This window comes from Armatimonas sp., from assembly GCF_043760365.1.
Taxonomy (GTDB): Bacteria; Armatimonadota; Armatimonadia; order Armatimonadales; family Armatimonadaceae; genus Armatimonas.
The window spans coordinates 1-5,345 of record NZ_JAYUPA010000315.1 but is presented as its reverse complement, the minus strand read 5'-3'; the positions used below and the strand labels follow the sequence as shown (position 1 = coordinate 5,345).

Annotated in this window: 5 protein-coding genes and 1 pseudogene; all 6 read right to left on the bottom strand. The window is 57.4% G+C overall.

Annotated features, from left to right (window positions below; translation table 11 throughout):
- A partial coding sequence (locus ACH2EH_RS07575; RefSeq protein ID WP_395140430.1) for an FAD-dependent oxidoreductase occupies positions 1–575 on the bottom strand: 575 nt, incomplete at its 3' end.
- 47 nt (positions 576–622) lie between these two features.
- The gene (locus ACH2EH_RS07570) at positions 623–1,333 is read right to left on the bottom strand and encodes an SDR family NAD(P)-dependent oxidoreductase (RefSeq protein WP_395140428.1); all 711 of its coding nucleotides are present in this window, start codon (positions 1,331–1,333) and stop codon (positions 623–625) included.
- Positions 1,334–1,343: 10 nt separating this feature from the next.
- Positions 1,344–2,504 carry a polysaccharide deacetylase family protein gene (locus ACH2EH_RS07565; protein WP_395140426.1) on the bottom strand — a complete coding sequence of 387 codons (1,161 nt, stop codon included), beginning with the start codon at positions 2,502–2,504 and terminating at the stop codon, positions 1,344–1,346.
- A gap of 54 nt (positions 2,505–2,558) precedes the next feature.
- Positions 2,559–3,851 carry a histidinol dehydrogenase gene (gene hisD / locus ACH2EH_RS07560; protein WP_395140425.1) on the bottom strand — a complete coding sequence of 431 codons (1,293 nt, stop codon included), beginning with the start codon at positions 3,849–3,851 and terminating at the stop codon, positions 2,559–2,561.
- 133 nt (positions 3,852–3,984) lie between these two features.
- Positions 3,985–5,013 carry a hypothetical protein gene (locus ACH2EH_RS07555; protein ID WP_395140423.1) on the bottom strand — a complete coding sequence of 343 codons (1,029 nt, stop codon included), beginning with the start codon at positions 5,011–5,013 and terminating at the stop codon, positions 3,985–3,987.
- Positions 5,010–5,345: pseudogene (locus tag ACH2EH_RS07550) on the bottom strand (hypothetical protein); the annotation flags it as partial. The pseudogene ACH2EH_RS07550 and the gene ACH2EH_RS07555, both read right to left, overlap by 4 nt.

Genomic DNA, 5,345 nt, shown 5'->3' with positions numbered 1-5,345 from the left:
ATCTCGCGCCAGTTTTTTACGCCGATGGGCGTGACTCTCAGATGCCCGGAGTAGACTTTTTTAAGCTCGATTTTGATGCGTGTGAAGACACCGAGCATGCCAAACCCGCCGATAGCCGCGTGAAAGATCTCGGCGTTCTGCTCACGGCTGCACGTGTGTATCGCGCCATCCGGAGCCAGCAAGTCGAACTCTAAAATATGATCGCCAATAGTGCCCACTCGGAAGTTGTTCTTGCCATGAATGTTCATCGCCGCGGCCCCTGCCAGAGTCGGGAACATGGTGCCCGAGACCACGTAGGGCCACCAGCCATCGCCTAGCGTGTACTGCCAGAGCTGCTTGATTGTCACGCCCGGCTCACACTCCGCCACGCCTTGAATAGGGTCCCACGCCAAGATGCGATTCATGCGCGTGATGTCCAAAACCACGTTCTCCGCCCCTAATGACGCGTCGCCATAGGAACACCCGGAGCCGCGCAATGCCACAAAACGCCCGTGCTGACGCGCCGTTTCTAGCGCCTCTTGGATGCCCTCAATGGTCGTGGGGCGAAAGACATAGCTGGTGGTGTGCGTGTTCATGCCCCACGCGCTTACCTGCTCAATGTGATCTTGAGGAAGCGGACAGCTCAAAACTTTAACCTCTGCATAATCGGGGAGGGGAGCCGCCGGATAAGGAAAAAGGCGAGCGCCATTTTCCAAGGAATATAGGCCACGCGCTTGCCGGCCCGCGCCGCCACGAGAATCTGGCGTGCGGCCTCAGCGGCGGGGAGCTTCTTGCCCACATGATCCGTTGCCATCGGGGTGTCCGTGGGGCCGGGCTTGATCGTGACCACTTTAACGCCTTTGGTGCCAACTCGATTGCGTAGTGATTCCAAGTAGCACTCGAAAAAAGCTTTTGTAGCGCCATAGACGGGCTTGGGAGCACGCCCCCGCTCGCCCGCGACGGAGCCAATTCCCACGATTGTCCCGCCACCCGCCTGCCCGAAGCGCTGCGCCGCCTCGTTGAGCCACGCCACCGCGCCCAGAATATTTACATCCACCATCTGCTTGTCTTTGGCAAAACAGAACTCATCGGGGCCGACGGCAGGCATGACGCCAGAGGCGTAGACAATCAGATCGAGCCCCCCAAGCTCTAAGCAGAGCTGCTGGAAAAGTGCGGGAATCGTGTCGAAATCGGTGACATCGTGGACGTAGGTTTTGATGCCCTCGCCCTGCGGCTCGCTACGGCGAGCGACGGAAGCGACCTGACAACCGGAGGCTGCGAGCTGTAAAACCAGCTCCCGCCCGATCCCCGACGACCCCCCGACCACGATAGCCCGGTGAAATTGCTGTGACATATGCCCTAGATTATGGGCGTTTTGCCTTTTTCGCTACAGCCATCACGGATTTTTTCTTCATGACCGGCTTCACTTTGGGTTTCGGCTGGGCGGCAGGCTGACCGTAGAAGGCCACGGGCAGGTCTCCTGGGCGGTTGGGGGAGACATAGTCTTGCCAGCTACGGGGGACTGCCATACTGCTCGGGTCGCCATCGCTGACATAGAGCTTGCCGCTCTTCACCAGCCGGGCGTAGACTTGCTCAAAGTAGCCACTATCCACCCCGATCCGATCCACTTCACGTGGGTTGAAGCGCTTGTCGCCCGGCGCGTAGGACTCGTCGCCCCACGCTTTGAAGGCGACCAGGTTCGTGTACTGCCCTTGCGGGTCCTTGAGAATGACATCCCAGGTGCTCTTGTTCTTAGGATAGGCACCGTAGGGGACACAGAACGTGTCCATCGTGGCAGTGGGAGCCAGCTTGCGGATATCGCGCACGCAGCCCCAGACCGCCTCGCGTACCTGGGCAGCACTCATGCCACTCATGAACTTGTGGGCGTAGCTGTGGTTGGAGAGCTCGTAGCCACTTGCCACGAGCCACTGGCACTTCTTCTTCTCCTGGCCCGCTTGCCAAAAGGGGGTGGGGTTGTACGATGACTTGGGCAGGGCGAAGAATGTCCCGGCGCGCGGCCACTTCTGCCCATATTTCTTGTGGAAACTCTCCAGTATCCCCACGACACATTTCGGGTCAATCGTCCCGTCTTTCTTGTAGCGGAACTGCGAGCCGCGTGCATCATCGAACGTGAGGGCGACGGGTGTCATTCCCGCGGGGACGGCTTGGAGTTTTTCGGGGAGGTAGAGATCACGCGCATTCATCGGATACCAGCCCGCCTTTGCCATCATCTCCAAATGCTTACGGAAGGTCTCGCCATGGATATTCAGGCCGTGGGCATCGTACTTAGTGCCCGGCTCGTCTATCGAATGGTACATGACGACTGGTATACGTCCAATCTCATTGGCCTTGAGTTTTGCTGGATCAGGGCGCTGCGTGGTCGGTGCGTGTGCCCGTGCCACGCCCGAGACGGGAGCGGTAGCGAGGGCGAGGCGCTGATCGGCGATCCGTAGGGAAAAGGCGGTGCCCACTGTGGCCGCAGTGCCACCTGCGAGAGTAAGAACGAGAAGACGCTTTGGATTCATAGTTTGCAGAACTTAGTGTATCAAATTAACACACAGCAAACCAATTGAGATTTCCTATACTGCCGCCCGTGCGTGGCCCTCTAAGCCTTCGTAGCGCCCAAATAGCTGCGCGGTCTCGGCCAGTGCGCTCGCGGTCTCGGCATCGAAGTAGAGAATGCTGGATTTTTTGAGGAAATCGTCCACGTTCAGCGGCGACGCAAACCGTGCGCAGCCTGCCGTGGGGAGCGTGTGGCTCGGCCCGGCGACGTAGTCTCCCAGTGCGGCGTTGGTGTGTGGCCCGAGCAGGATCGCGCCGGCATTTTCGATGCGCGGAAGCACTGACCATGGCTCGGCGCAGAGCACGTGCAGGTGTTCTGGCGCGTAGGCATTCACCACCGAAATTGCTTGGTCTAGGTTCTCCGTAATCGCCAGAAACGAGCGCTCGGCCAGTGCGCGTCGGACTATCTCAGCGCGGGGCAGATCCGTAAGCTGGCGCTCGATGGCGGCGAGTATAGCAAGGGCGACGGGCTCACTCGAACTTGCTAGCAGCGCCGAGTTGAGCGGGTCGTGCTCGGTCTGGCAGATCAGCTCGCGCGCCGCTGTCTCGGGGTCGGTGGTGGCATCCACGAGCACCGCGACTTCGCTCGGCCCCGCTAGCATGTCAATTCCCACCGTGCCGAAGACCTGACGCTTAGCAAGATTGACATAGACATTGCCCGGCCCGACGATCTTATCCACGCGGGGGACGCTCGCCGTGCCGTAGGCCAGCGCCCCTATGGCCTGCGCCCCGCCCATCGCATAAATCTCCGTGATCCCCGCCAGAAACGCCGCCGCCAGCGTGCCATCCGGCGGCAAACCCGTCTCTTTCGAGGGTGGTGTGGTCAGTGCACGCTCGCGCACCCCCGCCACTTTTGCCGGGATTCCCACCATCAGCACCGTCGAGGGGTAGGCTGCCGCGCCGCCAGGAATGTAGATGCCCACCCGCCGCAGTGGGGAGATCTTCTGCCCCAATGTCTCGCCCGGCGTGCCGAGCGTGACCCACGACTCTTTCAACTGCCGCTGGTGAAAATCCGCAATGCGCACCGAAGATCTCTCCATCGCCGCCCAGAGCGGGGTGGCTTGAATCCGCGCGACTGCGGAAGCAATCGCCGCCTCGGGGACGCGCAGGGTGCTTGCCTCCGCGTAGTCGAAACGGCGCGTGTAGCGCAGAACTGCCTCGTCGCCGTCGGCTTTGACACCCGCCAGAATCTCGCGGACGGTCTGCTCTGCCGTCTCCTGAATGTCCGAAAAACGGGAATCGAAGAGGGCACGGGCGGAGTCGAGAGTGGCTCTCTCAGGAGCGGTGGAACGGAAATCTAAGCGGCGCATCGTGCGAGTATTGTACCCGGCCCCCTCCCTCCCGGGTACCCTCTGGGTGAACGGGAAAGGGAGGGGAGATTAGGAGGGGAACGAACGGAGCCGGGGGAAGGCCGCGGGTACAAATGCTTGGTGAGGGACAAACCTACACTGTTTGGCAGGGACAGTTCCCGGTAAACGTTCCGTCGGGCCTTCCGTTTGCTTTGACCCACTCTTGAAGAAGGGAGATATGGCTGGCGCAAATTTTGATGTAACTCCGCTCTGTAAACGCTCCCGGTGTCCGTTTATCGAAGTTGCTAATGTGAGCACAGGTCGCTCGGTGAACCGGCATGTAGCTTGAATTGGGTGTTCTGTTAGTGTTGATAACAAACCCTGTGGGATTCTCTCTGACCCATTTTTTATAAGCAACGTCGCTATCTGAAAACTCTATCGTCCCAGAAATTGGCGCACGATATTTTGCGGATGGTGGTGCCGTTGGGGAGCTATCTCGCTCCTGAGACGGGTTTTCTCCGGCTTCATAGAACATTCTTGCAATGCGCCTTGGATTTTTTCCTGCCGCAAGACAAAGGCTGACAAGCTGCCTTTCCTCAACGGGCAAGCCGTGTTTTTTAAGCTCCCTCTCGACACGAGTATCAATGGGAAAGCAATTACCCTTGACACAATCACGAATGAAGACACTTAAAGTCTTCCATCCTGTGGCTTGATGATCTGCAATAATTTGATCCAGAGCAGGCATCGGGTTATGGGGCGTTGCTGTTGCTTCGAGGAGAATTAGTTGATGGCTGTACTCGGCCATTGTTAGATTTTTCTCTCGAAGAATTGTACTCATTCTCAGAAGACGCTTCGACATCCATCCCGAACGCAGTCCCGTATACTCAGGCATGTCGGGCACAAAATTTCGAATATTTCTGTGTGCCGCATGAATAAAAAGTGAAGAAAAGTATTTTCGGATATGTGCGCGCTGACTGGCTACAGTCATCTCGCCGTACAAAGTGGTGACAAAGAACCACTCATCGGGAGTGACCTTGTCAGGACTCTCCCATGCCAGTGGGGTATCCTTACCATCTAACCAGTCATGCAATTGTTGCTCTACGTCACCGTCATCGAGTTTCTTGTTTTGAAATGTAGGCTCAAGAAGCAATAGGGCTTCAACGAATTTTGATGTAATGTTCATTGTTTTTTCAGGCAGGGACAGTTCCCAGTAAATGTCCCGTCGGGTCTTCCATTTGCCTTGACCCACTCTTGAAGCAGTGTAATATCGCGGGCACAAATTTTGATGTAACTCCGCTCTGTAAACGCTCCTTGTGTCTGTTTACCGAAGTTGCTAATGTGGGTACATGTTGCTCGGTGCACTGACATGTAGTTTGGATCGGGTGCTCTGCCGGTGTTGACAACAAACCCCGTGGAATTCTCCTTGACCCACTTTTCATAGGAGGCATCGTTATCTGAAAACACAATTGCTCCGCTTGTCGGAACAATATTTTTGACCGGTGCTTGAACGGTCAT

Bases quoted from the DNA above. Each gene is read 5' to 3' on its own strand.
- ACH2EH_RS07570 (WP_395140428.1), bottom strand. From the start codon at position 1,333: ATGTCACAGCAATTTCACCGGGCTATCGTGGTCGGGGGGTCGTCGGGG.
- ACH2EH_RS07565 (WP_395140426.1), bottom strand. From the start codon at position 2,504: ATGAATCCAAAGCGTCTTCTCGTTCTTACTCTCGCAGGTGGCACTGCG.
- hisD (WP_395140425.1), bottom strand. From the start codon at position 3,851: ATGCGCCGCTTAGATTTCCGTTCCACCGCTCCTGAGAGAGCCACTCTC.
- ACH2EH_RS07555 (WP_395140423.1), bottom strand. From the start codon at position 5,013: ATGAACATTACATCAAAATTCGTTGAAGCCCTATTGCTTCTTGAGCCT.